This window comes from Acinetobacter sp. FY683 (assembly GCF_059515885.1).
The window spans coordinates 1-24,991 of the sequence record NZ_JCAKNA010000032.1 but is presented as its reverse complement, the minus strand read 5'-3'; the positions used below and the strand labels follow the sequence as shown (position 1 = coordinate 24,991).

The window sequence follows — 24,991 nt, the reverse complement described above, 5'->3', positions numbered from 1 at the left end:
ATAAGAATAATAATCTATTAAGAAATTCTAATAATTTTTGAGTGTGTAAATATGATCTATAAATTCGATTTTTTGATAATTTTAATGATCGTTTAGTTTAAAAACATGCTTAATTATTCTATTGAGTTTGATTAAATATAATTTTTAGCAAAAAAGGTCGTGATCTGAGGTGAAAATTAATACGTAAATCAACATTATTATAGAAATTCTATATAGGATTAAGCTCTTAAATCACTTAACATAAGGCAGTGAAAATAAAAGTGTAAAAGAGGTTGCTATGTCGTCCCAAACGCCATACAAGGTGTTATGTGTTTGTTTAGGAAATATCTGTCGTTCACCCACGGCAGAAGTTGTTCTTAGACAATTTTGCGATCAAGAGCAACTCAATATTGTAGTCGATTCGGCAGGTACGAGTAATTATCATCCCAATAAGGCTCCCGATGAACGTAGTCAGCAACATGCACTTAAACGTGGATATAACTTATCTTCGCTAAGAGCAAGACAATTGACCATGCAAGATTTTATCGATTTTGATTTAATTTTAGCCATGGATCATGAAAATTTAGAAAATATTCAAATGCTTCAGAAGAAAGCAGAAGCTGTATTTGATAAAAATCAACTTCGTGCAAAAATTGCTTTAATGAGCGAGCATGATGAGAAATATAAACAGCAAGCATTGCCAGATCCATATTATGGAGGTGCTAGTGGTTTTGAGCGTGTATTAGATCAATGTGAATCGAGCAGTCGTGCTTGGGCAAACATCTTTAAAAATGAATTAAGAGCATAGGTTTTAAGATATGAAGATTCAAACACAAATTCAACTTAAAGCTTTTAATACATTGAATTTGGGTGTCATTACATCGCACTACATTAAAGTTCAAGACAAGCAAGAATTGGTAGATGCCTTAGCTTATGCTGAAGATCATCAGTTGAATGTGATGATTCTATCGGGTGGTAGCAATATGCTATTGCCTCAACAATTGCATGCGCTTGTTATTCATATAGACATACAAGGCATAGAAGATATTTCTGAAGATGCTGCTTCTAAAACCATTCGTGTAGGTGCAGGTCAGGTTTGGCACGATTTTGTTTTATGGACAACATCTCAAGACTTATTTGGTTTACAAAATTTAGCGCTTATTCCTGGCTTAGTGGGTGCATCACCTGTGCAGAATATTGGGGCTTATGGTGTAGAAGCGGGTGAGTTTATAGATTCTGTACAGGTTTACGATCGCTCTAACAAAGAATTTAGTTCAATTTTAGGCAAAGATTGTCAATTTTCTTATCGTCATAGTATTTTTAAAGATGATCCGAATAGATATGTAATTGTATCTGTGACTTTTAAGCTTTTAAAACATCCAGATTTAAAGCTAAATTATGGCGATTTAAAAACAGCCGTTGGCGAAGAAAAAACAGCATTAAATTTACAAACACAAGTTATTCAAATTCGCCAAGCTAAACTACCAGATCCTAAAGAATATCCGAATGTTGGGAGTTTCTTTAAAAACCCAGTGGTAGATGAGGCGGCATATTTGAAATTGGCAGAGCAGTTTCCGAATTTACCGCATTATCCGCAGCCGAATAATAAAGTTAAAATTGCAGCAGGTTGGTTGATTGATCAAACAGGTTGGAAAGGAAAAAAACTGGGTGTTGTAGGCATGTTTCAAAAGCAAGCTTTGGTGCTGGTTAATTATGCAGATGCAAATTTAGCAGATGTTCAGGCAACATATAAAGCTGTGCAACATGATGTTTATGCTAAATTTGGTGTATCTTTAGAACCAGAACCAGTCTTATATAGTGAACATGGTTTAATTCACGAACACCATGTAATTACAGGATAGTAAATGGCTAAAAAGCATTTAATGGTGAAATTAGTACAAATAGCATCTTTGTTATTTGTATTTTTAGGCAGTCTAATGCTTTTTATTTATTCGCCGTTTTACTCGAAATTGGTCGTGAAATCATTGAATGCTTTTGTCCCTGTAGAAGTGAATGAATTAGCTGCGGAAAGTCAAAAGCTTGCTTCTTTAAGTGAAAATGATACTTTTGAGCCTGGCTCAGAGCTTTGGATTGCACGTCAAGCATATTTAAAAGTGATGGAGGCGGAACTTAAAAAAGGCTCAAATTCTGACTTAAGTACGATTCAAGCACGTTATAAAATATTGCAAAACTCTATTGTTGAAGAACGAGAAAAAGAAGAAAAAGATGAGCCTCTTAAAGCATCCATCCCATTATTGGAAGTATCATCAAGTTCCGAAGCACAAGCTATACCTGCTGTTCGAGAGTTATTGGAGTTAAATAACTCTGAAAATAAAGCAGCAATGGAAAAGTACACAGATTTTTTATTGACGCATGAGATTGTAGAGCCTCAAAAGGAAGGGGTGAATTTACAAACTTTGGAGGATGTTCAGCATATTCAAGAGCAAAATGCTGTTTCAAATCAGGTGCAAAATTCAAAACCTTATGCAATTGTTGTATTAGGTGGTGGTTTAACTTTAGATAAAGATGCTAAAACCATTGTTGTGAATGATTACACTCGTTTAAGATTAGAAAAAACGTTAGAAATAGAAGAACAATATCAACTTCCTATTGTGTTAAGTGGCGTAGAAGCACCTTATATGCAAGCATGGCTTAAAACACGTGGAGTTGATGCCAAATTATTAGAAGATAGAAGCATGAATACTTGTGAAAATACACGTTTTAGCTCGCTGTTATTACAAAAGAAAGGTGGTGCACCAACGGTTATTCTTGTAACAGATGAATACCACATGCCTCGTACGCGTCGACTATTTGCCTTAAATGGTATTGAAACAATTCCTGTAGAGGCACCCATGCCAACACAATTAACAACTTGGCGACCTAGCGTTAAAAATTATGATCACAGCCGTAGAGCAAATTATGAAATGCTGGCATCTATTCGAGATGTATTCTTGGGTTCAAGTGATTGTAGGGAGATCCCATAATGCGTGAGATTCCATTTTCAAATCCAAATGAATTAAAGTTGTTAGACTTACCTGTACCTAGCAGAGAAACTACATCGTCAAAACTTGAAGCACTGAATTTGCATCGCCAATTTTCTCCCAATTCGGAATTACAAGCATATCGAAAACTTTATGGTTTTCATTTGTTAGATGGTGAACATTGGCAAGGCTATGTTGCTATGTCGCTGTTTAAGTTGCATGTGCAAGTTTTTAAACCTAATTTAACAAATACGCGTTTTAAAGAAATACAAGGTACTGTATTTTTATTGCATGGTTATTTAGAACATAGTGGAATTTATCAACCTATTATTCAAGAGTTGATGGAGCAGGGTTTTAGTGTCATTACATTCGACTTACCAGGTCATGGCTTAAGTGATGGCTCACCTGCAAATATTAAAGATTTTGATCATTATCAAGATGTTTTACATGCTGTTTATCAGTATGTAAAAACAGCAGACCAATTGCCAAAACCATGGCTGGGTATTGGGCAAAGTACAGGTGGCGCAATTTTAATGCATCATGTACTTGAGTTTGCTGAACGTCGAGTTAACCCTTATATTGACCGTGTTTTATTGCTATCGCCATTGGTGCGTCCTGCAAAATCTGCTTGGTGGCACAATTCGGTGGGTTTAGGCATTATTCGTCGAATTAAAAAGCAAGTTCCACGTCATTTCCGTAGAAATAATCACAATCCTGAGTTTCTAAGATTTATTCGTTTAAAAGATCCTTTACAACCTAAAATGATGGGTATGGATTGGATTTTAGCAATGTCTAAATGGATGCAAGAAATGGAGCAAAGACCATCTTGTCGTATACCAGTTTGGTTAGCTCAAGGTGCTCAGGATCAAACAGTAGATTGGAAATACAACATAGATTTCATTCGTAAAAAGTTTAGATTGCAAACTTTGTTGATGTTGGAAGAAGGTTCTCATCAATTAATTAATGAACGTGCCGATATTCGTGCTGCATTAACAGGTTTAATTCCTGCATTTTTACATGCAAAGCAAAGCAAAGTTTATTATTAATGAATATAAAAAAGGAAAGCTCAAGTTGGAAATACTTGAGCTTTTTTATGTATTTAAGATTTAATCAATGATTAACATATTTTGGTTGTCAAACCTCCAACTTTCAGAATATGCAACTTCCCAATAATAGTGAATTAATACAACATAATAAAAAAGAGGCCGCAGCCTCTTTAATCTCAAATATTAAAATTTAGAATTTATTTACGTCTGCAACTTTCCACATACGATAATAGAAATTATCCGTGTTCGCTTGATCGCAATTTAAAAGTTCACCTTCTTTTAGCCAAAAGTGAAGCTGTGCGTAGTTGTTAATTTCACGGTCATTAACACGTTGTGCTAAATGATGCGATTTAATTTCAGACGGGTGCTCTAAGCCAGCAGAAGCAAGTAATTCCGCTAAAGCACGCATAGTGTTTTTATGGAAATTATGTACGCGGTCTGCTTTGGTTGGAACGTGAATTGCTTTTTGGCGTTCTTTATCTTGTGTTGCAACACCAACAGGGCATTGGTTGGTGTGACAGCTTTGAGCCTGAATACAACCTACTGCAAACATGAAGCCACGAGCCGAGTTTACCCAATCGGCACCTATAGCAAGTGTACTTGCAATATCAAAAGCACTAATGAGTTTACCACTAGCACCAATTTTAATTTGTTTACGTAATCCTACGCCAACAAGAGTGTTATGTACAATTCGTAAGCCTTCACGTAATGGAACGCCCATATTGTCAATAAGTTCGATAGGTGCTGCGCCTGTACCACCTTCAGATCCATCAACCACAATAAAGTCAGGCACAATTTTGGTTTCAAGCATAGCTTTTACAATGGCCATAAACTGCCAAGGTTGACCAATACAAAGTTTAAAGCCGACAGGTTTACCATTTGAAAGTTCACGCAATTGTTGGATAAATTGCATTAACTCAATTGGATTTGAGAAAGCAGAATGTGTAGATGGAGAAATACAGTCGTGTTCACGGCTAATACCGCGAATTTGAGCAATTTCCTCTGAAATTTTATCTTTAGGTAAAATACCGCCATGACCTGGTTTTGCACCTTGTGAGAGTTTAATCTCAATCATTTTTACCTGTGGAAGCTTTGCTTGTTTTGCAAAAGCTTCAGGAGAAAATTGACCATCTAGGGTACGGCAGCCAAAGTAGCCACTACCTAATTCCCAAACAATATCGCCATCATTTTCTAAATGATATGGGCTAATACTACCTTCACCCGTATCATGATAGAAGTTACCTAGTTTTGCACCTTTATTTAGTGCACGAATTGCATTGGCACTTAAACTACCAAAACTCATGGCTGAAATATTCAAAATTGATGAGCTATACGGTTGAGTACATTGCTCGCTACCAATTTGAATACGGAAAGTAGATGGATCTGCGGGTTTGCAAGGAGCCATCGAATGCATGATAAAGCGGTAATCTTGTTGATATACATTAATCAATGAACCAAAAGGTTTATCTGCATTTTCATTTTTTGAACGTTGATAGACTAAGCTACGTTGCATGCGTGAAAATGGTAAAGCATCTTGATCTGATTCAATGAAATATTGACGAATTTCAGGACGGAAATCTTCAAATAAATAACGGAAATGTCCCATAATCGGGTAGTTTTTTAAGACGGCATGACGTTTTTGTAAAATGTCATACGTACCTAAAAAACTAAGCGCAAGTGTACTCAGCCAAATTGTATTAATCGCAGTATCTGATAGGAAATAGTGTAAATAATGGATTTCAGAAAATACTCTGAACCATGTAAGTGACACAGCGATAATGATACTAATCAGCCAAACTGAGTACCTTGAAAAAAAAGTATTTAAAAATTTATGTCTTATGCTTTGAGATAGGCTGGACACTTTTTAACCCGAAAAATTAAATATATGCTAACAGTGCAACTTTTAGAAATAATTATCAAGTGTTGATTTGTCACCTTTTAAATTCAAAACCAAGGATATCTAGTTGAAATATCAATAAATAAATCAAGTTTGATGAGGTGAAATCATCAAACTTGATTGTGGTTTTATTCGGCAGGAACCAATATTAAAATAGATTCATTTAATAATTGGGCAATATCTTCAAGAATATCTTGATCGTATAAATCTTGGTTTAGTTCAAGTATTTGACCATCTGCTAATTGTTGTAAAAGTGGTGTAAATACTTCTGAAATGCAGATACCTTCACCGTTTGCCCAAAATAAAACGTCACTATCTTGTTCTGTATAAAGTAGTCTAGATGATGGCTCTAAACATAGTTTATAACCTTCTTCTAGTGCTTCTTCTAAATCACCAGCACCAATTTCTTCAGCTTCAGGAATGTTTTCAGGATATTTCGGCTCAGACATTAAAGTCATAATGGCATCTTCAAGCACATTTGAGTTTTGAAGTTGCTCCATCACTTTTTCTTTTAAATATTCTAATTCGTTACTACTTACTTGACCAATAGAACTAAGTTGGTCACGGACTATATCGAGAAGTGGGTTACGAAGCATTTCATTTTCTGAAATTTTATCACCAATACGATCGACCATATCGGTCACATTTGGCATGCGGAAACCAAATGAGAAAGTAAGGCAGTCATCTTCAGCAACACCATAGTGTGATAAACCTGGTGGCACATACAGTAAGTCGCCTGGTGCAAGAACCTCATCAAAATGAACATCCATTTCAGGAAGTAGTTTTAAAGGTTGTCCTGCAACGAAGTCTGTATCGGCATCACACATTTGCCCTAATTGCCAACGTCTATGACCATAACCTTGTACTAAGAACACATCATAAAAGTCGAAATGTTTACCTACAGAACCACCTTGAGGAGCATAAGACACCATAATGTCATCACGGCGCCATTGCGGAATAAATGGAAATTTCTTCCAAAGTTCAGCAAGGTCAAATGAATAATGATCTACTGCTTGAACCAAAAGCGTCCAAAGTTTGGGCATTTTTTGGAAATCTGCTTTCAATAAAGGGGAAGATTTCACCGACCATTGGTTTGAATCGCGGTCTTTTTGTTTGATTAATCGAGCCGTAATATTTTCATCTAGCGCAAGTTCCATGACATCGTTAGGTTCTAAGATGTTTGAAATTTCAGGCATTGCATTACGAACAAGGAGCGGTTTTTTTTGCCAATATTCGGCAAGGAATTGTTCAGCGGTAATTCCGCCTAATACGTCTAAAGGTTGTGACATTGCAATAACTACAAATAAATTTTGTATATTGTCCCTTGTGACGAGTTTTGGTGCAAGTTAATAGGCTTAAATGCTTGGATTTTATTTTTTAAGATTGATATGCAAGTACAGACAATTGAACATGGCTGTTTTAAAGAAATTGAACATATTCTACTTTTGGGTTCAAAATTACATTTCGTATAACAGCCATTATGTTAAATAGAACATTAATAACGTTGAGGTGGTGTGTGAAGCATAATCTCAGCCTATGTAGGAAAGCATAATTACTTAATGTTTAGAACGACCGATGCTTGGCTCCGTCAGCGTGAAACTAGTACTCGGCATTAATTTATATATTACTGAAATAAATTTTGGAATTTTGTATGGCTCTAAGACATTACTCTTTTAATAGTAAATATGATCATGTTTACTATTTTAATTATTTGATTGAAGAGGTATTAAATTATAAAAATCAATTAAATATCTGTTTGAATGAGATGATTGAATTAAAGGATTCTTCAAATGTAGATAACATAGAAGTTTCGCAATTTGAGGCATTATCTAGAAGAAAAGATGGCATTCTAAGATTTCTATGTAATTTATTAGGAGATGAGACTAAAGGGGCTGTTTCATTTAGAAAGTATCGAAAGAAATTAAAAAAAGACGCTCCTAAATACGGTATTACTCTTCCAGAACTTCCTAATTCTATTTCAATTCAATTAAATTGCTTAAATCAATTAAGGAATTGGTCTTTACATTATCCTGAATCTCTAGTTATAGCTTCAAAAGAATTACTACAATGTGAAATTAGAAGTGATTTTAAGCACTAATTATAAGTTTTATGAAAAACAATATTTGAATAAAATGGTTGAAGAATTAAGTGCTTTAAATAACTCTTTTGAAGAAATTTTTAACCAGATGATTCAGGATTATGAACTGTTAATTGGTAAAAAAGTTTTGGTAGTTAAGAGTCCAATTACACTAAAAACGTATGATCTTATGGATCCGGTTTCTGCCTCATGGGATATGCAAACAAATTAGTTAGTTTCTTTAAAATTAGCATAATACACGTTATACGAAATGCTTTAATTTAATTATTATATTTCAACAATATAATACATTTTGAAAAGCCTCTGACTACCATCAGGGGCTTTTTCGTTGATCTTTCACGTTCCACGCTTACTTCTTGATCAGTGTTTCACGAATTTATGTAGAAAAATTAATTTTAATTAGCCCTAATGATTTGATTTAAAAATCAGGGTGCTAGAATGATTGTAATTTGACGATCAACGGACATTAATTAAAAAACCGAGCCATTGAACTCGGTTTTTTATGAAAGAGCAGGAAATCAAGGCACTAAAATTTTTAATTCTCTTAAAATGCCACATAGCTTAATCATTGGCATGCCCATTAAAGTGGTTTGGTCTTGTCCAATCATTTCTTCAAAAAGGCTAATACCAAGGCTTTCACATTTAAAACTTCCAGCACAATGTAAAGGCTGTTCAATTTCAACATAACGCTTAATTTCGTCTAAATTCAGCTTACGGAACTTCACTTTGTAATGTTCAATCAAAGTTCTTTCAAAGCCAGAAGCTTTGTGTTGAACACTTAAAGCAGTACTAAAGTAAACAATTTTGTCGGAATTGGCTTGAAGCTGTTTAATTGCTTTTTCATTACTTAAAGGCTTACCAATAAAAATATCAGGAGCACCTTCGCGCCAAGCCACTTGATCAGATCCAATGACAATCGCATCGGGATATTGGTCTGAAATAAATTTTGCTTTTTCAAAAGCAAGGCGCTTGGCTAAATCATCGGCATGGTTTTCACCACGTGGAGATTCGTCAATATCGGGAACAATAGATTGATAATCAATGCGCAAGCGATCCATCAATTCTTTACGGGTTTGGCTACTAGACGCCAAAATAAGTTGCATATTGTTCATTACACTGCGTAGTCCATTAAAACATCAAGCGGTACATAAGACAGAGCCGCTTGGTGACATGCTTGAATTTTAATAGGGGGTGCACAACCATCTTGGTAGGCATCTACCCAACGGGTCACACAAATACACCAAAAGTCACCTGGTTTTAAGCCGGGGAAACCTGCTTCAGGAAGCGGGGTGGTTAAATCATTACCTACACTTTGAGAATAGTTTAGAAACTCAGAGGTCATTTGTGCACAAACTGTATGTTGCCCAATGTCTGATGGAGCCGTATGGCAAAAGCCATTGCGAAAATAACCAGTAATAGGGTCAAAACAACAACTTGCGAGAGGTTCGCCTAAAACATTCAATAAATTGATGCTTGGGTCTGGATGAATGGACATAGATACTGAATTTCGTTGTGACCTAGAGACTATGATAATCAAAAGTACCACTTTCTACATCTTTTATGTAAAAAGAAGCTAACCTTTTTTTGCATAATCATTTAAAATCGTGCCGGTTTTGATATATAAAAAGTGAGCTATACATGAATTTTCAGCGTATGACTGACCTAGATTTAGCTGGTAAGCGTGTTTTAATCCGTGAAGATTTAAACGTACCTGTTAAAAATGGTGTGATTACAAGTGATGCACGTTTACGCGCGGCATTACCAACAATTAAAGCTGCTGTTGCTAAAGGCGCTGCAGTAATGGTTTATTCTCACCTTGGTCGTCCTGTTGAAGGTGAACCAAAAGCTGAACAATCTCTTGCACCTGTAGCGGCTTATTTAACAGAAGCTCTTGGTCAAGAAGTTAAATTATTTACTAATTACCTAGATGGCGTAGAAGTAGAAGCAGGACAAGTTGTTTTACTTGAAAATTGCCGTTTTAACGTAGGTGAGAAGAAAAATAATCCTGAGCTTGCTCAAAAATATGCAGCGCTATGTGATGTATTCGTAATGGATGCATTTGGTACAGCGCACCGTGCAGAAGCGTCAACTGAAGGCGTTGCACGTTTTGCTCAAGTTGCAGCGGCAGGTCCTTTACTTGCAGCAGAGCTTGATGCTTTAGGTCGTGCACTTAAAACACCTCAAAAACCAATGGTTGCTATTGTTGCAGGCTCTAAAGTTTCAACTAAGCTTGATGTACTTACTTCACTTTCAGATATTTGCGATCAAATTATCGTAGGTGGTGGTATTGCAAATACATTCTTAGCAGCTGCAGGCTTCAATGTTGGTAAATCACTTTGCGAAAATGATTTAATCGACACAGCAAAAGCGATTGCTGCAAAAGTTTCTGTACCATTGCCAACTGATGTTGTTGTTGCAGATGCGTCTGAAATTGATTTTGCAGATTTCTTAGGTTCATTAGCTGCTGCTAAAGCGGTTGTGAAAAAAGTTGAAGATGTAGCAGACAACGACATGATTCTTGATGTTGGTCCTGAAACAGCAAAAGCTTTTGCAGAAATTATCAAAAACTCAAAAACAATCCTTTGGAATGGTCCAGTAGGCGTGTTTGAAGTTGATCAGTTTGGCGAAGGTACAAAAGCACTTTCTCTAGCAATTGCAGAATCGAATGGTTTCTCTATTGCAGGTGGTGGCGATACTTTAGCTGCAATTGATAAATACGAAGTTGCAGACAAAATTGGTTATATCTCTACAGGTGGTGGTGCATTCCTTGAATTCGTTGAAGGTAAAACGCTTCCTGCTGTAGCAGCACTTTTAGAACGCGCTTAATCGTTCATTTAAAGTGAAAAAAGGTTGGCTTCGGTCAGCCTTTTTTTGTTTAGATATTCGTCATAAAAATGAAACATCACTGTCATATTATGCCTTTAATGAATTAAATCGTTGCATATTAAGGTAAATAGATTATGAAACAGCAATTAGCATTGGCGGCATTATTAGTAGCATCTTTGGCATTAACTGCATGTTCAAAACAAGAACAAGCACCTGCTTCTGAAGTGGATGCATCGGCTGTGACTACAGACTCTGAAAAAGTAAGTGCTGAACAACAAGCCGCAATTGATGCAATTGACAAACCAGTTCTTGATGAAAAGAACACAGATGTTCCTGCTGAAATTGCAAATGCATCTGCAGATGCTGCAACACCACATGAAGAAAAATAGCCAAAAGGCAGCAAAATAGCTGAACTTCGCGATATTTTTGTAAAAGTCCTCTTTATATGAGGACTTTTTTTTTAAAAGATACGAATTGTTGCTGAATTGAAACAAATCCCAATGTAGAATATGTGGCATTACCTGGGAGGATATTATGGCTCTTATTTCATTGCGCCAGCTCTTGGATCACGCCGGCGAACATGCTTACGGCGTACCAGCGTTTAACGTAAACAATTTAGAACAAATGCGTGCAATTATGTTAGCTGCAGATGCAACTAACTCACCTGTTATCGTACAAGCATCTGCGGGTGCTCGTAAGTATGCAGGCGCACCATTTTTACGTCACCTAATTTTGGCTGCAATTGAAGAATGGCCGCATATTCCAGTGGTTATGCACCAAGATCATGGTACAGACCCTGATGTATGTCAGCGTTCTATCCAATTGGGCTTCTCATCTGTAATGATGGATGGTTCTTTGGGTGCAGATGGTAAAACACCAACAAGTTATGAATACAATGTAGACGTAACTCGTCGTACAGTTCAAATGGCGCATGCTTGTGGTGTGTCAGTTGAAGGTGAAATTGGTTGCTTAGGTAGCCTTGAAACTGGTATGGCTGGTGAAGAAGATGGTGTAGGCGCAGAAGGCGTTTTAGATCATTCTCAACTTCTTACTTCTGTAGAAGAAGCACGTAGTTTTGTTGCAGATACAAATGTAGATGCATTGGCGATTGCTGTAGGTACTTCTCATGGTGCTTATAAGTTCACTCGTCCACCTACAGGCGATATCTTAGCAATTGACCGTATTAAAGAAATTCATGCTGCGTTACCAAATACGCATCTTGTAATGCACGGTTCAAGCTCTGTTCCTCAAGAATGGTTAGCTGTAATCAATGAGTTTGGCGGCGACATCAAAGAAACTTATGGTGTTCCTGTTGAGCAATTGGTTGATGCAATCAAACACGGTGTCCGTAAAATCAACATCGATACAGATTTACGTTTAGCGTCTACAGGTGCTATGCGTCGTTTGATGGCTGAAAAACCAAGTGAATTTGACCCACGTAAATTCTTCTCTGCAACTGTTGATGCAATGAAACAAATTTGTATCGATCGTTATGAAGCATTTGGTACTGCGGGCAATGCTGACAAAATTCGTCCAATTTCTTTAGAGAAAATGGTTGAACGCTATAAATAATTGCGAAAGTAATCGTTTATAAAAATAAAAGCCCACAATTTGTGGGCTTTTATTTAACAAAAAGAATTCTATAAACAAAAGCATAAGTAGATGATGGTATGGAATTAATATTTGCTGCGGCATTGTGTAGTGTTTTAGTCTCTATTTTTCTAAAAATAATGAAAAATCGAGGATTTGAACCGATTCAAATGATCACTTGGAATTATGCAATTGCGAGTGTTTTATGTTTTATTTGGTTTAAACCCGATTTAGCTCATGTGTCTGTCGTTTCTACGCCGTGGTTACTGGTGATTGCATTAGGTGTGCTTTTACCTAGTGTATTTTTATTTTTATCAAAATCATTACAAAGTGCAGGAATTTTAAAGACAGAAGTTGCACAGCGTTTATCTGTAGTTTTATCTTTAAGTGCTGCATATTTTATATTTCATGAACAATTTTCAGATTTAAAACTCGTGGGTATTGGACTGGGGATTATGGCTGTTCTTGCCATTTTGTTTTCGAATTATAGCAAATCGAGTGGGGGGAATCAGGGAGTTTTATATCTTGCACTGGTTTGGTTCGGTTATGCCAGTATCGATATTTTATTAAAATATACAACAGGTCTAGGTTTGCAGTTTGCTGTTGCACTTAACTTAATGTTTATTTGTGCTTTTATTCTTTCAGTTTTATATATTTTGATTAAACATAATACCATCGGATCTGTGAGAAATATTGGTGCGGGTTTGTTTTTGGGAGTGCTTAATTTTGCCAATATTGCATTGTATGTAAAAGCTCACATGTTGCTAAAAGATTCGCCTGCCATTGTATTTGCAGGGATGAATATCTTAGTTGTTGTATTGGGTGTTTTAAGCGGTTTAATTTTCTTTAAAGAAAGATTAAAAACCGCTTCATGTATTGGGCTTTTATTGGGTATTGTTAGTGTGCTTTGTCTAGCGTATTCAATGTCTGTTTAACAATACTTGAAAGTACACTATATGGATGTTTTAAAACATCATCAGCTTCAGCAGTACCAATCAGTAAACCACTTTGATGGCAAGTGGGGCATTCGGGGTAATGTAATTCTGAGTTTTTATAGTGCTGAAAATAAAGCTGATGACAAGTTGAACATTCAAATTTTAAGGGCATAAAAGCAGTACTCATCGTTATTCTCTAGTTTTTGTTTTGTATAAAAAATAAGCAATACGTGTGCCAATATCTTCAGATCATAAAAAAGGGACCTTGAAGTCCCTTTTTTTATTTAAAGTAAGAATTAAAGTTTTGTAAAAATTTCTTCAGCACTTAAACGTGATTTTGGAAGTTTTGCATTAAAGTCATTTTCACTTCGGAAACCCAAAGTCATAATGACAGATGGAATTAAGCCTTTAGCTGTTAAGCCTAGCTCTTCTGAAATGATCTTTTCATCAAAGCCACCAATAGGTGTTGCATCAATATTTTCAATGCCGGCGGCTAATAGCATTTGACCGAGTGCAATAAATGTTTGATTTTCTGCCCAACGTTGAACATCACCTTTTTCGTTGCGGTAAAAGTCGACATAACCGATACGTGCATCTTTTTGAGCTTGTTTAGCGGCTTCATCTTTGAAACGACCATTTTGATCATCTGTACTAAGCAAGCTTTCTAAATGTTCTTCGGTAATATCGGCTTTGGTACAAAACAAAATGGTATGTGATGAATCGAGAACTTTTGGTGCATTGTAGGCATAACGACCAACCAAGGCTTTTGCAATACGTTGTTTAGCATTGTCATTATCTGCGATAAAATAATGCCAAGGTTGAATATTAATAGAAGATGGAGCTAGACGTAAGATTTTAAGTAAACGGTCAAATTGTTCTTGTGGAATTTTTTTTGATGAGTCATAAGCTTTGGTGGTGTAGCGAGTTTTTGAAACGTTTAACAAATCCATCGTTTGCTCCAATATAAATTATTTCACTGAGTATATAGGTTTCGTTAAGAGGTGTAAGGCTAATTTAATAACGGTGGAATATTTTATTTAATCTTTATATATATTTTTTTAAGGGAGATGTAATTTTGTTGAATATTGAGCCTAAAACTCTTCAAGGAAAGATTCGTCAGCAATCTTTACAGAAGCTATTTACTGTTTTTGCATTTGCTTTATTGGTTTTAATTCTTGTTAGTGAATACCGTAAATATGGTGCCTTAGATGTTAAATATTTAGTAATATTAGGTGGTGTTGTTTTTTGGAATTATAAATTAGCCAAAGAAATTAAAAATTTAAAAAACCAAGTTTCATCTGAATGATACTTTAATAATTCCATGTTTTAAGTTGGAAATCTCTTATATTGTTTTCATCAATTTCTAAAATTTGCGCTTCATGTTCTCGCCAATCACCTAAAACAATACGTTTCTTATTATTCACATTATGAATTTCAGGGCGGTGTGTATGTCCATGAATTAAAATATCAACATGAGTTAAAGCATTTTCTACGGCAAGTTGATTCACATCCATAATGTCATAAGACTTTGTCTGTTTGGTTTCGGAACTTTTTTTACGAAAACCATTTGCAAGTTTTTGTCTAAAACCTAAAGGTGTACTTTTTAAAAAGCCTAAAACGAAGGGATTACGAATTATTTTACGGAATTTTTGATAAGAAACATCATCTGTACAAAGTAAGTCACCATGTTCTAAACGAATTTTTACATGAGCAATTTCTAAATAATCGACATCTTTTAATAAATGACCATTAAATTGATTTAAAAACTTTTGACCTAAAGCAAAGTCTCTATTTCCAAATTGGAAATAAACTTCATTTCCTGATGCGTTAAACTGTTGTAATGCTGAAACTATTTCATCTAACCACGGGGCGCTGTAATCATCGCCAATCCAAGCATTAAACCAATCGCCTAAAATATAAAGATGTGTTTTCTTATTTTGGTATTCGTTTAACAAAGCCAAAAACCCTCGAATTAATCGAGGGTGATCGGGTGACAAGTGTAAATCTGAGATAAACAGATGAGTCACTAAGGTTTCCTATTTTGAAAATCCCTCCCGACCTCCCTTTTAAAAAGGGAGGAGAAAACCACATAAGCATTAGTGGAAATTCCCTCCTTCCTTTATTAAAGGAGGGTTAGGGAGGATTCTAAATTACTCAGCAATAATTTTAGCAGATTCGATTACAACGTTCTCTAAAGGAACGTCAGCGTGATAACCACGATTACCAGTACGAACGCCTTTAATTGCATTTACTACGTCTAAACCTTCAGTTACTTTACCAAATACTGCATAACCCCAACCTTGTGCTGTTTTACCAGAATGGTTAAGGAAACCGTTGTTACCAACGTTAATGAAGAATTGAGCAGATGCAGAATGAGGAGCTTGTGTACGCGCCATTGCAATTGTACCCAAATCGTTTGTTAAGCCGTTGTCAGCTTCGTTTTCGATTGCATCACGTGTTGCTTTTTCTTTGAAGTTTTCATCCATGCCGCCGCCTTGGATCATGAAACCATCAATTACACGGTGGAAAATTACGCCATCATAGAAACCGTCACGAACATATTCTAAAAAGTTAGCAACTGTGATAGGTGCTTTTTCTGCGTTAAGCTCAAGAACAATACGGCCTTTATTGGTGTTTAATTCAACTTGAGGAAAACTCATTGTGTAATCTCCTTTACATGGACACGAAAGCCATGGGTTTTTTGGTTGTGAGAAGCATAAGCAAACTGTAAACTACAAGGCAAGTAAAAACGTTATTTTCTTTGTTAAAAATACAGAAAAGCGTTTTAATTATCCAAATTTTTATTTTAAAAGTGATTTTACTACTATGAATCCAAATGATGTTGTTTCATCTCTGCCGAACAATCCGACACCAAGTAACAGTGCTTCTGTCGAAGCTGTGCAGCAAGAACAACAGCCAGGCTTGGACTTTGTACGTCAAGTCATTACAGATGATTTAGAAGCTGGCCGCACACAACAAGTTGTAACACGTTTTCCGCCAGAACCAAATGGTTACTTGCATATTGGTCATGTGAAAGCAATTTGCTTAAACTTTGGTATTGCACAAGAGTTTGATGGCTTATGTAATCTTCGTTTCGATGATACAAACCCTGATGCTGAAGAACAAGAATATGTCGATGGTATTGCAAACGATGTAAAATGGTTAGGTTTCCAATGGAATGGCACACCACGCTACGCATCAAGCTATTTTGATCAGCTTTACACATGGGCTATTCAACTTATTAAGCAAGGTGATGCATACGTAGATTTACAATCACCTGAGGAAATTCGCTTAAATCGTGGTAATTTCCAAGAATTAGGTAAAAACTCTCCACAACGTGATGCAACGGTTGAAGAAAACTTAGCGCGTTTCGAACAAATGCGTAATGGTGAGTTGGGCGAAGGACAAGCTGTTTTACGTGCCAAAATTGATATGACAGCGCCAAACATCCATATGCGTGATCCTATTTTGTATCGTGTACTACATTCTGAACATCATCAAACAGGTGATAAGTGGAAAATGTACCCAATGTACGATTATGCACATCCATTGTCAGATGCTATTGAAGGCATTACGCACTCACTGTGTACATTAGAGTTTGTAGATCATCGTCCATTCTATGATTGGATTGTTGAAAAGGTTCAATCTCCATCGGTGCCTCGTCAGTACGAATCTAGCCGTTTAAATGTGGATTACACCATTACGTCTAAACGTAAGTTACGTCGTTTAGTAGAGGGTGGTTTTGTAAATGGTTGGGATGATCCACGTATGCCTACAGTTGTTGGTATGCGTCGTCGTGGCTTTACAGCAGAAGGTTTACGTGAATTCTGTAAGCGTGTAGGTGTAACGAAGGTTGATGGCAGTATTGTTGATGTTGCAATGCTTGAATACTGTATTCGTCAATCTTTAGAAAATACAGCAGCACGTGGTATGGCGGTGTTAAATCCACTTAAAGTGACTTTAACAAACTTACCTGAAGCAATGGACTTAGTTCATTCACGTCATCCAAACGTAGACATGGGTGAACGTGTTATTCCGTTAACGTCTGAAATTTACATTGATCGTAAAGATTTTGAAGAAGTGCCACCAAAAGGCTTTAAACGCTTAACAACGGATGGTGAAGTTCGTTTACGCCATGCTTATGTAATTAAGTGTGATGAAGTGATTAAAGACGACAATGGTGAAGTTGTAGAGCTTAAATGTTCAATTGATCCTGAAACTTTGGGTAAAAACCCTGAAGGTCGTAAGGTGAAAGGTGTTGTACATTGGGTTTCTGCAACAAAAGGTATTCCTGCTGAAGTTCGTATTTATGATCGCTTATTCACAGAATCAGATCCTGAAGTTGGTGAAGATTTCCTAGATAACTTAAATCCTGAATCTTTAAAAGTGGTTCAAACTGTAATTGAACCTGCTTTGGCACAAGCCAATCCTGAAGATCGTTTCCAATTTGAACGTGAAGGTTACTTTGTTGCAGATCAACATGATCATACAAGCGACAAGCCTGTGTTTAACCGCATCTTAGATTTAAAAGATAGCTTTAAACCTGCTAAGTAATTGAAAAGCACGAAAAGCCCGACCTATTGGTTGGGCTTTTTTAATGAAGGAGTAAAAAGATGATTGTTCGTGATAGAAGTAGCCGTTTGAGTTTGTTAATTGCATGGCATGGGACTATTTTGCCCAAAGTTATGCCTGCATTGCTTGGTGTGGTGATTCTTTCAGGTATTTTGGTCTATTTACGACAAAGTCTTTTTATTGATTTACCGACAGTACCAGCGATTGGTTTTACTATTTTTGGTGTGATTCTCTCGATATTCTTAAGTTTTCGTAATAATGCATGTTATGACCGCTGGTGGGAAGGGCGTAAGTTATGGGGAGCTTTAATTGCGACAACACGCCACTTAAGTCGTGATAGTCATGTTCTTTCATTTGATGAAAGAGAGCGACTATTGAGCCGAATGATGCTATTTACGCATTTGCTAAGAGATCGCCTAAGACAGTCTTCTCAAAGTATTGAGCATTATCAAAAAAGTGTAGGATTTAGCACAGCCGAATTTGAAAATATTCGTAATCGTGTTAATCCTTCGCAATGGGTGCTTGAACAAATTCAAATTCAATTGGTTCAGATTTACCATCATAAAAATATTAGCGATATTATTTATAATAATCTAAATCAGCACATTGTGAGCTTGGGAAATATTCAAGCAGGCTGCGATCGTATTTTATCGACACCATTACCATTTGCTTATTCAGTTTTATTACATAGAGCCGTGTATTCATTTTGCTTTATTTTGCCTTTTAGCTTAGAAGCGAGTTTAGGCTTATGGACGCCTATATTGGTGGTTTTAATAGCTTACTTATTTTTAGGCTTTGATGAATTAAGTGCTGAATTAGAAGAGCCTTTTGGTACGCAAGATAATGATTTAGCACTCGATTCAATTGTTCGAATTATTGAGCGAGAAACATTAGATGCGATGAATAAAGAAATTCCTGAGGTTTTAATCGCAAAAAAAGGTTTATTGAACTAATTTAAGTTAGTGCTTCAAATCTTGAGATTCAGTTTGATCTTTCAAAAGCTGTTCGTATTTTCTCGTTTTTTTCTTTGCTTTATCACGTAATTTTTTCTTTATATAAAAGACTAAAGCAAAGCTAGTTGTAGTCAGCGTTAAGAATAAACCATTCATATAGCTCATTACTGAGCTTACATAGCCAATGGTTGTAAGTCGATTCATCATTTTAATGACTTGAGGGCTGCTTTCTACACCCGTAATTGCCCATGTACATAAGTGTTCACAGTTGTTGATTATAAGATGGTAGTTGTTTTCATGCATACGACTACGCATACGGCGTACAACTTTACGACCTGAGTATTTAGGAGAGGTATATTTTTGAATTTTGATTGCTTTACCAAAGCTGAATTTTTCAATTGATGTGATTTCAATGGGGTGCTTTTTAAAGAAATGGGCGAACCCTGAATAATGAATAACACGCCCACGACCAGCGTAAATCCCGTGATGGGTATAGCCAAAGTGGGTAACAATAAGATGAGACCCTAATGGAAATCGCTTTTTCTGCTGTAGCATTGACGTATTTACCAAAAAAGTTACAAATGTATATCAATTCGTTATTTTACAGCGTTTGATGACAGATTACGATAGCCGAAAGCGACAACAAATATCACGATACAAATGATTAAACGGACAATAAAGAAGAACATTAAAACGAGAAATATCATTCATTCTAGCGATTTTCGTGGCATTAATACAAGCCAATGATACATATCGATAGATAGTTGATATATAAATTGGAAGTATGTGTATTTTTATAAGCAAATGGCTCTAAGCAGAAGCAATCATAAAATAGCCTAAGCAAATTTCATAATTCAATTAGAACAAGACCATCTCTAATACATAGAAAGTGAAAAGGGCATAAATAGACTTTAAAATACATTTTATCTAGATCGAACATAGTGTTGGAATTATATTGCCCATATCACTTAAAGCAGTATATCAAGACTCAATATGCTTATTCAGCCATTTGTAAAATAGCGTTTTGAGTAGAACAAAGTTTGACAGCTTCTTTCGGATCCATTTGCTTAATGTTGTCTTCAAATTCATGTTTACGTTTTTCAAGCTCTTCTTTAGAAACGTCAAGTTTTTTACCAAACTTTTCCATTTTATTCCAAGACTCTTGGCATTCGCTGGTCATTTTACTGCATGCAGTAAGTGAAACAAGAGTAATCCCCATACTTAATAAAATTAACTTTTTCATATTCATCCCTAACTTTTATTGTTTATTTTTAAGTCAAACTATTAAATCATAGAGCGTAAACATTTGTAAATTGTTTCAATAAAATCTGAATCTGGACACAATAAAAAAGGTATTTAGATTTACACCTAAATACCTTTTTCGCAATTTTTCACTACTATTGTAGAGGTAAATGCTGAAGTTCGTTTAACTCTTTGCGGCTATAACCTCGAGAGGCTAAAACTTTCTTAATGCCGATAATGACATCTTCATCTGTTGCTTTCGCTAAAGCTTCAATGAGCTGTTCATTTGTCTTACAAGAGCAATCATTTTCAACACAAGAAATCTGGTTCTTATGTTCGTTGTGTTGTTCATTTGAGAACAACTTTTGCCAAAAACTCATAGAGCCTTCATACGCAACCTAACATAGATCGAAATATAGACATATTAAAAAATAATGCAAGCTTTCTTCTGTGATGGTTTAGTCATTTAAGTGAAATATTTTTGTAATTTTGGCGTAAAAAAAAGCCAAACAGTACATCATGGTTTATAAAGTGAATATAAATCATTCATTTATAGATATAAAAAAAGAGATGTAAAATACACCTCTTTTATGACAATTTAGTTTTATGAAACAAATTGTTTAAATCTTTTCAAGTAAAACGCCAGATTCTACATGATGCGTATATGGGAATTGATCGAACAATGCAAACTTCGTAATGCGGTGAGTTTGGCTTAATAAACCTAGATTGTCATGTAAAGTATCTGGGTTACATGAGATATAAATAATACGTTCAAAGCGCTGTAAAAGCTTTAAAGTGTCATCATCGATACCTGCACGCGGTGGATCTACAAATACAGTGTTGAAGTCGTAGCTTGAAATATTAATTTCAGCTTCTTCTAAGCGTCTAAATTCACGCTCGCCATTATAAGCTTGGGTAAATTCTTCAGCAGACAAGCGCGCGACTTGAATATTGTCTATCGCATTTTTTTCGATATTCCACTGCGCAGCGTATACAGAAGATTTTGCAAGCTCTGTTGCCAATACGCGGTTAAACTTCAAAGAAAGCGGTAGGGTGAAGTTACCGTTACCACAGTAAAGTTCAAGTAAGTCTTTATCTGTCTTTTCAGCTGCATTACATGCCCATTCAAGCATTTTTTGACATACTTGAGCATTGGGCTGAGTAAAGCTACTTTCAATTTGTTTATAAGCAAATTTACGGTCAAAAACCTGAAGCTCTTCTACAACATAGTCATCTGTCAAAATAACTTTTTGACCACGACTACGACCGAAAATTTTAATATTTAACTGTTCTGATAATGCTTTTGCAGCGGTTTCCCATTCTGCTTCAAGTTTGCAGTGATAAATAAGGGTAACCAGCATTTCACCACTGAGTGTCGCTAAAAAATCGACTTCAAATAAACGCTTAGACAGAATAGGCTCAGCTTTTATCGCCTCAAGTAGTTTTGGCATTAAAACATTAATGCTTTTATCTGCAATTGGAAACTCATCTATACGAACAACGGTTTTTTGGTTGTCTTCATCGCGCTCGAACATCGCATAGAACATATCATCATCTGTATGCCAAATACGGAATTCTGCACGCATACGGAAGTTTTGTTCAGGAGATGCAAAAACTTCTAATGAGGGAGGATTAAATTCGGCAAATTGCGCTGAAATACGTTCAACTTTTGCTTCAAGTTGTTGCTGATAAGATGAAGTCATAATGCAGTAAAAATCACAGACATGTTCAAAACAGGGATGTTAACAAAGTTTGCCTTTGAACACTAAAGGAATTGGATAATTTTACGAAAAAACTGTATGAAGGAGTTAAGTTAGGAGGTTGCTTTATCTAGTATTTTATTTAAGTACCAATTGTATTTTAATTAGAAGTATTTGATATGTAATAATCTTGGGTATGAGTAGGTGTTTGGAAATAAATATTAAAACTTGCACTTACACATGGGTCAATTTCACTGTGCTTTTTATAAATGGTCTTGAATTGGTCTATGTAGTGGTTTGTCCATTTTTGTTCTGTTTGAAAGCTGTCTTTAGATTTGAGTGTGGCGTATAGGGTCTGTAGCTCATCCATGATTTGACTAACATCGGGATTAAATAGCCATAGAGTAATTTCTTTATCTTTTAATGCCGTGGTTTTATATTGACCAGTTGGCGTAGTTGGACTCACTTTGTAGAGTTGTCCTGTTTCACTGTAGAGAAGTTGACTAATTTGAAGTTGATGATGATGTCCTATTTCTAGCTCTCTTATTTGTCTTGAAATATGGAGGCAAGTTGGAAGTTTGCTGGTATCTGAATCTGCACTATGTACGAACAGTTGAATTGCGCGATCTAATAAATAGTGTTCACCCACACCTGTCAGAATACTTTTATTCCAGCTGTAAATTTTACTATCAAAATATTCTTTATAGTTACTAGGCTTGTCTTTATCTATTGATATAAATTTATTATCTGCGACAACGATAGCACAATCTTTTAGTTGAATTGCTGTAATAAATGTCATATTTTATAAGTTATTAATTAAATTAATCACAATTATATATAAAAATATTAAACAGGTCTCTTTTATGGCTGGTGGTACTGAAATTATTATTTCCCCTGAAGGAATTACGGTTAAAATGGCAGGCTATGCCAAATTTTTTGCTTCCGAGCATGTTCTTGAAGGAGGTGCTAGTCAAAGTTTCCAACTTCCAATACTTCCTAATGTTGATAGCATTGAAAAGAAAAGTATGCGCTTTGACTTAAGTCATTTGAGCTTTTTATCTGATTTTGAAAGTTCTAAATATCGAATTTACAAGGATAATCATAGTTATTATGAAGGGGTTTTAGATGAACGGGGACGTACATCTAGAGTTCATTCATATGAGACTGAAAACTTAGAAATTTTTGTCGAAGATCCTGATTTTATTGCGGAAGAAGAGTTTTTTATTGATTCTGAAGCTGATTCTCAGGAGGGCTGATTTTGTCAAAGTTAAAATTTCGTATAAATTTTTATTATAAAAACTCTAAAGAAGTTGTTCCTAATTTTGAGTATAGAATTAGTACAACTGATGATGTAATTAAATTTGATCCAAAATTAGCAGATAAATGGAATCCTCAAGGAATGAGTTTTAATCCTAAAAAAACGAATTCTAAAGGGCAGTCTGAATCATTTGAAGTGTCAGGACTTTCTGATATTAAGATATATGGAAAAGGTGAACCATTATTAAGTAAAGGGTGGATCCATTTAAGAACTATTAAAGTAAATGAAGCTTACATATCATTAAAAACAATTGAACATCAGCTTCATGTAGAAATTCCAGTATTCAAACTAGGAAAAGCTCAAACTTCTGTAAAAGGAACGTCAAATCATAAATCAGATTATTACCAAGTTCAAAAAGGCGATAGTTTGGAAGGAATTGCGGAGCGCTTTAAAAAAGATATTGATCAGTTGATGAAAAATAACAATATGAAAAACCCTAATAATATTCATGTTGGGCAAAAAATTTATATTGGTGAAAAAAATAAAGCAGAAGAAATTGCTATTAAAGCAGGACGTTCAGATGATTTTCTTGATGCAACATATAAAGTGAAGGAAGGTGATACTTTAGGGAAAATTGCTGAAAAATTTAAGCTGAAGCTTGCTTTAATTGCGATGCAGAATAATATTCCCTTAGCAGATATGGATAAGCTTAAAGTCGGCTCTATTTTAAAGATTAAAAAGCCAAAAGAAAGAATTGTTGATACTTTACAAGCTAATAATAAATTTTCAATAAATAAAGGGCTTGCTATAACGCAATATAAGCCACCAAAGCACAAAGCAAAACAAATTTCTGTAAGTATTAGCGGAGACCTTTTGTTTATTGGTAGTACTTTGGATATAGGAGTTGCTTATGATGATAGTGGTGACTGGATGCTTTTTGTATCAACGTCGGCAGGTGGGGAAATTGACCCAAGTAAAGTGCCTCATTTGGCTACTGGTGTAGATACTCAAAAATTAGCGGAACTAGTAAATAATAGAGAAAAATTTAAGCAGAGCATCCAAAAAGATATTAGGGTCTGTTGACATTTGCTGTGCAAAAAAAATAGCGAGAAAGTAAAATTTAATCGCCAAACCAAATCTACTCCTCGCTATGCCTCGTACAATGTTGACTGATCAACACTGGTCTAAGTTAGAAACTATTTTCCGTAATTTTCGTATTTATCTCAAACAAAATCTTCGTAATTTTATTGAAGCTATTCTTTATAGAATCCGTACAGGTTGCCCATGGCGGGATTTACCCGCCACTTTTGGAAAGCCAAACTCCATATTCAAGAAATTTTCTAGATGGTCGAAAGATAATAAGCTATTAAAAATATTTAAGTTAATTTCATCTGATGCTGACCTAGAGTGGATATTTATTGATGCTAGTCATGTGAGAGCTCATCAACATGCTACAGGAATTAAAAATCAGGCTATTTCAAAAAGTATCGGTGGAAACAGTTCTAAAATTCATTTGGCTGTTGATGCTCATGGGAACCCTGTTCAGTTTCTAATAGAGGATGGCACGACCCACGATGTAAAAGTGGCACCTAAATTAGTTGATAGCCTCTACCTAAACGAGACAGAAACTCTATGTGCAGATAAGGGTTATGACTCTGAATCCTTGAGAGAACAGATAGAAAATACGGGTACTCAAGCCAATATTCCTAAGAAATCCAATACACTATCAAATCATGATCATATGGATTGGTATTTATATAAAATCAGGCATTTAGTTGAGAATGCCTTTGCTAGATTAAAGCACTTTAGAGGCATTGCCACACGCTATGATAAGCTAAAGCAAAGCTATGAAAATTCTGTTGCCTTAGCTTGCATCTTTATTTGGTTACCATTATGAAATGTCAACAGCCCCTA

The 24,991-nt window shown here is 35.5% G+C and carries 29 protein-coding genes; 16 read left to right on the top strand and 13 right to left on the bottom strand.

All coding sequences use genetic code 11. The features are described from left to right. Nucleotides 1–277 precede the first annotated feature (277 nt). Genes AC5YDH_RS13050 through AC5YDH_RS13035 form a run of 4 tightly spaced genes read left to right on the top strand, consistent with a single transcriptional unit; the run spans nt 278 to nt 4,006 of the window. A complete protein-coding gene (locus tag AC5YDH_RS13050) occupies nt 278–787 on the top strand; it encodes a low molecular weight protein-tyrosine-phosphatase (protein ID WP_496120127.1) in 510 nt (169 codons plus the stop codon). A gap of 10 nt (nt 788–797) precedes the next feature. Next, a complete protein-coding gene (murB, locus tag AC5YDH_RS13045) occupies nt 798–1,841 on the top strand; it encodes a UDP-N-acetylmuramate dehydrogenase (RefSeq protein WP_496120126.1) in 1,044 nt (347 codons plus the stop codon). Between the two features lie 3 nt (nt 1,842–1,844). Next, the gene (locus AC5YDH_RS13040) at nt 1,845–2,963 is read left to right on the top strand and encodes a YdcF family protein (RefSeq protein ID WP_496120125.1); all 1,119 of its coding nucleotides are present in this window, start codon (nt 1,845–1,847) and stop codon (nt 2,961–2,963) included. Next, the gene (locus AC5YDH_RS13035; RefSeq protein WP_496120124.1) at nt 2,963–4,006 is read left to right on the top strand and encodes an alpha/beta hydrolase; all 1,044 of its coding nucleotides are present in this window, start codon (nt 2,963–2,965) and stop codon (nt 4,004–4,006) included. Before AC5YDH_RS13040 ends, AC5YDH_RS13035 begins: the two co-directional genes overlap by 1 nt. A gap of 190 nt (nt 4,007–4,196) precedes the next feature. Here AC5YDH_RS13035 and AC5YDH_RS13030 read toward each other — a convergent pair whose 3' ends face one another. Beyond that, complete coding sequence (locus tag AC5YDH_RS13030; RefSeq protein WP_496120123.1) at nt 4,197–5,867, bottom strand: FMN-binding glutamate synthase family protein; 1,671 nt, start codon at nt 5,865–5,867, stop codon at nt 4,197–4,199. A 164-nt stretch (nt 5,868–6,031) separates the two neighbouring features. Then, nucleotides 6,032–7,192 carry a ribosomal protein uL16 3-hydroxylase gene (locus AC5YDH_RS13025; RefSeq protein ID WP_496120121.1) on the bottom strand — a complete coding sequence of 387 codons (1,161 nt, stop codon included), beginning with the start codon at nt 7,190–7,192 and terminating at the stop codon, nt 6,032–6,034. Nucleotides 7,193–7,554: 362 nt separating this feature from the next. On the opposite strand from AC5YDH_RS13025, the gene AC5YDH_RS13020 reads away from it, so the two are divergent. Beyond that, nucleotides 7,555–8,001 (top strand): hypothetical protein, encoded by a 447-nt coding sequence (locus AC5YDH_RS13020; protein WP_496120120.1) that lies wholly within the window; start codon nt 7,555–7,557, stop codon nt 7,999–8,001. After that, nucleotides 7,973–8,212 carry a hypothetical protein gene (locus AC5YDH_RS13015; RefSeq protein WP_496120119.1) on the top strand — a complete coding sequence of 80 codons (240 nt, stop codon included), beginning with the start codon at nt 7,973–7,975 and terminating at the stop codon, nt 8,210–8,212. Before AC5YDH_RS13020 ends, AC5YDH_RS13015 begins: the two co-directional genes overlap by 29 nt. Before the next feature lie 307 nt (nt 8,213–8,519). Here AC5YDH_RS13015 and AC5YDH_RS13010 read toward each other — a convergent pair whose 3' ends face one another. Together AC5YDH_RS13010 and AC5YDH_RS13005 are read right to left on the bottom strand one after the other, a co-directional pair. Further along, nucleotides 8,520–9,113 (bottom strand): Maf family protein, encoded by a 594-nt coding sequence (locus AC5YDH_RS13010; RefSeq protein ID WP_496120118.1) that lies wholly within the window; start codon nt 9,111–9,113, stop codon nt 8,520–8,522. Next, complete coding sequence (locus AC5YDH_RS13005) at nt 9,113–9,496, bottom strand: DUF2237 family protein (RefSeq protein ID WP_496120117.1); 384 nt, start codon at nt 9,494–9,496, stop codon at nt 9,113–9,115. The genes AC5YDH_RS13010 and AC5YDH_RS13005 overlap by 1 nt, the downstream gene beginning before the upstream one ends. Nucleotides 9,497–9,639: 143 nt before the next feature. On the opposite strand from AC5YDH_RS13005, the gene AC5YDH_RS13000 reads away from it, so the two are divergent. The 4 genes from AC5YDH_RS13000 to AC5YDH_RS12985 all read left to right on the top strand — a co-directional run bounded on the left by AC5YDH_RS13000 (nt 9,640) and on the right by AC5YDH_RS12985 (nt 13,352). Further along, nucleotides 9,640–10,827 carry a phosphoglycerate kinase gene (locus tag AC5YDH_RS13000; RefSeq protein ID WP_496120116.1) on the top strand — a complete coding sequence of 396 codons (1,188 nt, stop codon included), beginning with the start codon at nt 9,640–9,642 and terminating at the stop codon, nt 10,825–10,827. Nucleotides 10,828–10,961: 134 nt separating this feature from the next. After that, a complete protein-coding gene (locus tag AC5YDH_RS12995) occupies nt 10,962–11,216 on the top strand; it encodes a hypothetical protein (RefSeq protein ID WP_496120115.1) in 255 nt (84 codons plus the stop codon). A 145-nt stretch (nt 11,217–11,361) separates the two neighbouring features. Further along, entirely contained in the window at nt 11,362–12,399 is a 1,038-nt protein-coding gene (gene fba, locus AC5YDH_RS12990) for a class II fructose-bisphosphate aldolase (RefSeq protein WP_496120114.1), read from the top strand. Between the two features lie 98 nt (nt 12,400–12,497). Further along, on the top strand, nt 12,498–13,352 hold the full coding sequence (locus AC5YDH_RS12985; protein WP_496120112.1) for an EamA family transporter: 855 nt from the start codon (nt 12,498–12,500) through the stop codon (nt 13,350–13,352). Here the strand turns inward: AC5YDH_RS12985 and AC5YDH_RS12980 are convergent. Continuing rightward, on the bottom strand, nt 13,315–13,539 hold the full coding sequence (locus tag AC5YDH_RS12980; RefSeq protein WP_496120110.1) for a hypothetical protein: 225 nt from the start codon (nt 13,537–13,539) through the stop codon (nt 13,315–13,317). The two genes, AC5YDH_RS12985 and AC5YDH_RS12980, sit on opposite strands and share 38 nt — an antisense overlap. 109 nt (nt 13,540–13,648) lie before the next feature. Then, nucleotides 13,649–14,302: an oxygen-insensitive NAD(P)H nitroreductase gene (gene nfsB, locus AC5YDH_RS12975; protein WP_496120108.1), complete on the bottom strand. Its 654-nt coding sequence runs from the start codon at nt 14,300–14,302 to the stop codon at nt 13,649–13,651. A 125-nt stretch (nt 14,303–14,427) separates the two neighbouring features. On the opposite strand from nfsB, the gene AC5YDH_RS12970 reads away from it, so the two are divergent. Then, nucleotides 14,428–14,658, top strand: a complete 231-nt coding sequence (locus tag AC5YDH_RS12970; RefSeq protein WP_496120107.1) for a hypothetical protein — start codon at nt 14,428–14,430, stop codon at nt 14,656–14,658. Between the two features lie 4 nt (nt 14,659–14,662). On the opposite strand, the gene AC5YDH_RS12965 is transcribed toward AC5YDH_RS12970, so the two are convergent. Beyond that, entirely contained in the window at nt 14,663–15,379 is a 717-nt protein-coding gene (locus AC5YDH_RS12965) for a UDP-2,3-diacylglucosamine diphosphatase (RefSeq protein ID WP_496120105.1), read from the bottom strand. A gap of 123 nt (nt 15,380–15,502) precedes the next feature. After that, on the bottom strand, nt 15,503–16,012 hold the full coding sequence (locus AC5YDH_RS12960) for a peptidylprolyl isomerase (protein WP_496120103.1): 510 nt from the start codon (nt 16,010–16,012) through the stop codon (nt 15,503–15,505). A gap of 166 nt (nt 16,013–16,178) precedes the next feature. Between AC5YDH_RS12960 and AC5YDH_RS12955 the strand changes: the two genes are divergently transcribed. Then, nucleotides 16,179–17,906: a glutamine--tRNA ligase/YqeY domain fusion protein gene (locus tag AC5YDH_RS12955; RefSeq protein WP_496120101.1), complete on the top strand. Its 1,728-nt coding sequence runs from the start codon at nt 16,179–16,181 to the stop codon at nt 17,904–17,906. A gap of 59 nt (nt 17,907–17,965) precedes the next feature. After that, on the top strand, nt 17,966–18,877 hold the full coding sequence (locus AC5YDH_RS12950) for a bestrophin family protein (RefSeq protein ID WP_496120099.1): 912 nt from the start codon (nt 17,966–17,968) through the stop codon (nt 18,875–18,877). Nucleotides 18,878–18,883: 6 nt separating this feature from the next. On the opposite strand, the gene AC5YDH_RS12945 is transcribed toward AC5YDH_RS12950, so the two are convergent. The 5 genes from AC5YDH_RS12945 to AC5YDH_RS12925 form a co-directional block, all read right to left on the bottom strand. Next, nucleotides 18,884–19,432 (bottom strand): lecithin retinol acyltransferase family protein, encoded by a 549-nt coding sequence (locus AC5YDH_RS12945; RefSeq protein ID WP_496120097.1) that lies wholly within the window; start codon nt 19,430–19,432, stop codon nt 18,884–18,886. 442 nt (nt 19,433–19,874) lie between these two features. After that, complete coding sequence (locus AC5YDH_RS12940) at nt 19,875–20,120, bottom strand: hypothetical protein (RefSeq protein ID WP_496120095.1); 246 nt, start codon at nt 20,118–20,120, stop codon at nt 19,875–19,877. Between the two features lie 154 nt (nt 20,121–20,274). Then, nucleotides 20,275–20,499, bottom strand: coding sequence for a hypothetical protein (locus AC5YDH_RS12935; protein WP_154773066.1), 225 nt, complete (start codon nt 20,497–20,499; stop codon nt 20,275–20,277). Between the two features lie 240 nt (nt 20,500–20,739). Further along, the gene (gene trmA / locus AC5YDH_RS12930; protein WP_496120094.1) at nt 20,740–21,822 is read right to left on the bottom strand and encodes a tRNA (uridine(54)-C5)-methyltransferase TrmA; all 1,083 of its coding nucleotides are present in this window, start codon (nt 21,820–21,822) and stop codon (nt 20,740–20,742) included. A gap of 157 nt (nt 21,823–21,979) precedes the next feature. Next, complete coding sequence (locus AC5YDH_RS12925) at nt 21,980–22,618, bottom strand: hypothetical protein (protein WP_496120093.1); 639 nt, start codon at nt 22,616–22,618, stop codon at nt 21,980–21,982. Nucleotides 22,619–22,682: 64 nt separating this feature from the next. On the opposite strand from AC5YDH_RS12925, the gene AC5YDH_RS12920 reads away from it, so the two are divergent. From AC5YDH_RS12920 to AC5YDH_RS12910, 3 genes are all read left to right on the top strand, one after another. Further along, nucleotides 22,683–23,075: a hypothetical protein gene (locus AC5YDH_RS12920; RefSeq protein ID WP_496120091.1), complete on the top strand. Its 393-nt coding sequence runs from the start codon at nt 22,683–22,685 to the stop codon at nt 23,073–23,075. Nucleotides 23,076–23,077: 2 nt separating this feature from the next. Then, nucleotides 23,078–24,160: a LysM peptidoglycan-binding domain-containing protein gene (locus AC5YDH_RS12915; protein WP_496120090.1), complete on the top strand. Its 1,083-nt coding sequence runs from the start codon at nt 23,078–23,080 to the stop codon at nt 24,158–24,160. A gap of 67 nt (nt 24,161–24,227) precedes the next feature. Continuing rightward, entirely contained in the window at nt 24,228–24,974 is a 747-nt protein-coding gene (locus tag AC5YDH_RS12910; protein WP_496116939.1) for an IS5 family transposase, read from the top strand. The last annotated feature ends 17 nt before the right edge of the window (nt 24,975–24,991 follow it).

Bases quoted from the DNA above. Each gene is read 5' to 3' on its own strand.
- AC5YDH_RS12940 (WP_496120095.1), bottom strand. From the start codon at position 20,120: ATGAAAAAGTTAATTTTATTAAGTATGGGGATTACTCTTGTTTCACTT.
- AC5YDH_RS12995 (WP_496120115.1), top strand. From the start codon at position 10,962: ATGAAACAGCAATTAGCATTGGCGGCATTATTAGTAGCATCTTTGGCA.
- AC5YDH_RS12980 (WP_496120110.1), bottom strand. From the start codon at position 13,539: ATGAGTACTGCTTTTATGCCCTTAAAATTTGAATGTTCAACTTGTCAT.
- AC5YDH_RS12950 (WP_496120099.1), top strand. From the start codon at position 17,966: ATGATTGTTCGTGATAGAAGTAGCCGTTTGAGTTTGTTAATTGCATGG.
- AC5YDH_RS13010 (WP_496120118.1), bottom strand. From the start codon at position 9,113: ATGAACAATATGCAACTTATTTTGGCGTCTAGTAGCCAAACCCGTAAA.
- AC5YDH_RS13040 (WP_496120125.1), top strand. From the start codon at position 1,845: ATGGCTAAAAAGCATTTAATGGTGAAATTAGTACAAATAGCATCTTTG.
- AC5YDH_RS12910 (WP_496116939.1), top strand. From the start codon at position 24,228: ATGCCTCGTACAATGTTGACTGATCAACACTGGTCTAAGTTAGAAACT.
- AC5YDH_RS12945 (WP_496120097.1), bottom strand. From the start codon at position 19,432: ATGCTACAGCAGAAAAAGCGATTTCCATTAGGGTCTCATCTTATTGTT.
- AC5YDH_RS13050 (WP_496120127.1), top strand. From the start codon at position 278: ATGTCGTCCCAAACGCCATACAAGGTGTTATGTGTTTGTTTAGGAAAT.
- AC5YDH_RS13035 (WP_496120124.1), top strand. From the start codon at position 2,963: ATGCGTGAGATTCCATTTTCAAATCCAAATGAATTAAAGTTGTTAGAC.
- AC5YDH_RS12935 (WP_154773066.1), bottom strand. From the start codon at position 20,499: ATGAGTTTTTGGCAAAAGTTGTTCTCAAATGAACAACACAACGAACAT.
- AC5YDH_RS13020 (WP_496120120.1), top strand. From the start codon at position 7,555: ATGGCTCTAAGACATTACTCTTTTAATAGTAAATATGATCATGTTTAC.
- nfsB (WP_496120108.1), bottom strand. From the start codon at position 14,302: ATGGATTTGTTAAACGTTTCAAAAACTCGCTACACCACCAAAGCTTAT.
- trmA (WP_496120094.1), bottom strand. From the start codon at position 21,822: ATGACTTCATCTTATCAGCAACAACTTGAAGCAAAAGTTGAACGTATT.
- AC5YDH_RS12925 (WP_496120093.1), bottom strand. From the start codon at position 22,618: ATGACATTTATTACAGCAATTCAACTAAAAGATTGTGCTATCGTTGTC.
- AC5YDH_RS12955 (WP_496120101.1), top strand. From the start codon at position 16,179: ATGAATCCAAATGATGTTGTTTCATCTCTGCCGAACAATCCGACACCA.
- murB (WP_496120126.1), top strand. From the start codon at position 798: ATGAAGATTCAAACACAAATTCAACTTAAAGCTTTTAATACATTGAAT.
- AC5YDH_RS12960 (WP_496120103.1), bottom strand. From the start codon at position 16,012: ATGAGTTTTCCTCAAGTTGAATTAAACACCAATAAAGGCCGTATTGTT.
- AC5YDH_RS13025 (WP_496120121.1), bottom strand. From the start codon at position 7,192: ATGTCACAACCTTTAGACGTATTAGGCGGAATTACCGCTGAACAATTC.
- fba (WP_496120114.1), top strand. From the start codon at position 11,362: ATGGCTCTTATTTCATTGCGCCAGCTCTTGGATCACGCCGGCGAACAT.
- AC5YDH_RS13000 (WP_496120116.1), top strand. From the start codon at position 9,640: ATGAATTTTCAGCGTATGACTGACCTAGATTTAGCTGGTAAGCGTGTT.
- AC5YDH_RS13005 (WP_496120117.1), bottom strand. From the start codon at position 9,496: ATGTCCATTCATCCAGACCCAAGCATCAATTTATTGAATGTTTTAGGC.
- AC5YDH_RS12920 (WP_496120091.1), top strand. From the start codon at position 22,683: ATGGCTGGTGGTACTGAAATTATTATTTCCCCTGAAGGAATTACGGTT.
- AC5YDH_RS12985 (WP_496120112.1), top strand. From the start codon at position 12,498: ATGGAATTAATATTTGCTGCGGCATTGTGTAGTGTTTTAGTCTCTATT.